Annotated in this window: 3 protein-coding genes and 1 tRNA gene; 2 read left to right on the forward strand and 2 right to left on the reverse strand. The window is 64.6% G+C overall.

Annotation, left to right across the window (positions count from 1 at the left end; translation table 11 throughout):
- Positions 1-389: 389 nt before the first annotated feature.
- The gene (locus ACH2EI_RS01630; RefSeq protein WP_395154855.1) at positions 390-659 is read left to right on the forward strand and encodes a helix-turn-helix domain-containing protein; all 270 of its coding nucleotides are present in this window, start codon (positions 390-392) and stop codon (positions 657-659) included.
- 70 nt (positions 660-729) lie between these two features.
- The gene (locus ACH2EI_RS01635) at positions 730-906 is read left to right on the forward strand and encodes a hypothetical protein (RefSeq protein WP_395154856.1); all 177 of its coding nucleotides are present in this window, start codon (positions 730-732) and stop codon (positions 904-906) included.
- Between the two features lie 116 nt (positions 907-1,022).
- Here ACH2EI_RS01635 and ACH2EI_RS01640 read toward each other — a convergent pair whose 3' ends face one another.
- Both ACH2EI_RS01640 and ACH2EI_RS01645 read right to left on the reverse strand, forming a co-directional pair.
- The gene (locus ACH2EI_RS01640; RefSeq protein WP_395154857.1) at positions 1,023-2,267 is read right to left on the reverse strand and encodes a tyrosine-type recombinase/integrase; all 1,245 of its coding nucleotides are present in this window, start codon (positions 2,265-2,267) and stop codon (positions 1,023-1,025) included.
- Positions 2,268-2,421: 154 nt separating this feature from the next.
- Positions 2,422-2,517, reverse strand: a tRNA-Sec gene (locus tag ACH2EI_RS01645).
- Between the last annotated feature and the right edge of the window lie 9 nt (positions 2,518-2,526).

Consider the following 2,526-nt stretch of genomic DNA (forward strand, 5'->3'; position numbering starts at 1 on the left):
AAGCTGCCGGCCACCCGCGGCCCAGCACGGCGAGCCCGAGCCACCGCACCAGCCGCGCCGCCCACAGCGACCAGCACCGGCCAGCGGGGCCGAACGCGACGGAGCGTGAACGGAGACCGCAGCGGTCGCCAGAGCGGTCGGCTTGCCAACGCTCCGACAGTGGTTGCAGGCGGCGGCCCCAGCAACGACAACTCGACAAGCAGAAGAACCCCATTGCCTTGGTAAAGGCCGACGGTTTCGCGAAACGGGACAGAAAGCGTCAAAAACTTCAGTGGCGTCTTCCGTGCAGCACGAGCACCGATCGTGTTTTCAGCCTCATACGACGTCTGTCCGATGCGCCGACATGTGCCGATGTCCCGCGCCGTTCGTCGCATCGCCTTTACATCAACATGACGACACAGAAGCACCCTCCGATCAACGCCAAGCACGAACTCGCCCGACCGCTACTCGTCGATGTCACCGACGCCGCGCGAACACTTGCGATCAGCCGATCGTCGCTGTATCAACTGATCTGGAGCGAGCAACTCACACCAGTTCGCATCGGTCGCAGCGTGCGATTCTCGATCACACAGCTCGAACAGTTCGTCACCGATCGCCTGTCGACCTCTCAAGGTTCGGGCACGTCGCGACGCGGAGCGGACGAAGTCGGGGGATCCTGACGATCGGGCCGGCGCCTGTCCTCTGCCCACGGGACTCACTGGCAGGCACTCGATACGTCAGACTGGCCACATGGAGCGCCAAAGTGCACGACATGTCGACCTCGAATCGGTCGTTCGCGAAATGCAGCCACCCACGGACGACGACGTGCCGATGACCCTGGATTGGCAGCCCCTCGACACGAAGGAAAAGCTGTTGGCCTACCTTGCCGGGATCAACGATGCCCGAGAACGAGCGCGTGTCCGCTGAGGGGCCGACTTTCGATCCCGTACGAAGTGTCCCGGTGGCCGGCCAGCACGACGGGTCACCCGATCACCGCTGGTAGATCGACCTGATCGTGTGCGCGATCGTGAGCGTTGGCACTGTCATCCCTCGTCGGGCGCAGCGGTCCAGTCCGGGTCGAGCAGCTCGAAGGCTCGCTCGCTGATCTGGCGTGGGCGATCGCCCTCGTGCTGCACATAGCCGCGAGTGGTCGAGGTGTCGCTGTGCCCGACGAATAGCGCGACGTCGCCGAGGTCCATCGCACCGGACGCGAACAGATTGGTCACGACGGATCGGCGGCCGGCGTGAGTGCCGAGCCCTGTCGGATCGAGACCTGCACGAGTAGCTGCCGCCCGAATGGCCCGATCGACATGCTGGCGCAGCATGGGTGTGCCGGCGGCGGTCGTGAAAACCAGGTCGAGGTGCTCGCCGTCGTACTCGACGTTGGGCCAGCCTCCCACCTTGGCCCGATCCTCTTCCTGGATCTGACGGCGCATCGACAGCAGCCTGATGACCGTCGGGCTGAGCGATTGCATGCCCGCAGTGCGCTGCGTCTTGGTCGGCCCGAGGACCATGCCGACGCCGTCGGTGTAGGTCGACCCGCGCCGTAGACGTACGGTCCCCGAGTCAAGATCGATGTCGACCCATGCAAGCCCGAGTGCTTCGCTGATTCTCCAGCCTTGGACGTAGCAGAGCCCGACGGCCGCGGTGAACCGATCGTCGACCTCCGCGAGCAGTTGCTGCGTTTCCGCAGGCGTCACCGTTCGGCGCTGCACCTTCGGCAACTTCGGTGCCTTCACTTGGCGCGCGTAGTTCTCGGCGGCGAGCCCGAGGCCGACAGCCTGATCCATGATCTGCACGAGCAGGGTCCGCACGCTGCGCGCACGCGACGCCGACCCCTCGTCGAGCAGGTCAGAGATGAACGCGGCGACCTGGGCATGCCGCAATTGGCGCGCCGGAGTGTCGCCCAAGCCAGCCTCGATCAGACGGGCCTGCTTGCGATACGTAGCGAACGTCGTGGCCCGAACGCGGTGACGAGCGACGTTCTGCAGCCACCATGCCGTGACGTCGGCAACCGTCGAGTCAGCCTCGAATCCTTCATCCAGGGCGGCGAAGCGTTCCTCCTCGGCAGCCTTCGCCATGTGGCGATCACGTGATGCAGCAGCGAGCACTCGCGTCTTGCCCGTCGGACGACCGATCTTCCCCTCAGGCTTTCGCCAAGGCGCAACCCACACGCCGCGCGATTTGTCGAAGTACGGCACGGCTTCGCCGTTCGGCGCCTTGTTGACAACCTGAAACGTGCCCGTCGAAGCATCGACGATCCGTTTCCCCCGAGGTGTCTTCGGCACTCGACATCGCCTCCTGCGTTACTCTCAAACCCCTTTTGAGAGTAACCGTGAGAGTAACGGACCGCAAACGGCCACGAACGTCCGTGGATCGAATTTCGCATGACCCCAGCGTGTGGGGCTTTCGAAACACACCAGCGGACATCCGTGGACCCATTGGCGGAGATGGACGGGAATCGAACCCGCCGGACGGGGATCGCCCGTCCCAACCGCTTTGAAGGCGGCGGAGCCCACCAGGTACCCAGACATCTCCGCATTCGAC

Source organism: Ilumatobacter sp. (assembly GCF_041688325.1).
In the GTDB taxonomy this organism is placed as follows: domain Bacteria; phylum Actinomycetota; class Acidimicrobiia; order Acidimicrobiales; family Ilumatobacteraceae; genus Ilumatobacter_A.

Bases quoted from the DNA above. Each gene is read 5' to 3' on its own strand.
- ACH2EI_RS01635 (WP_395154856.1), top strand. From the start codon at position 730: ATGGAGCGCCAAAGTGCACGACATGTCGACCTCGAATCGGTCGTTCGC.
- ACH2EI_RS01630 (WP_395154855.1), top strand. From the start codon at position 390: ATGACGACACAGAAGCACCCTCCGATCAACGCCAAGCACGAACTCGCC.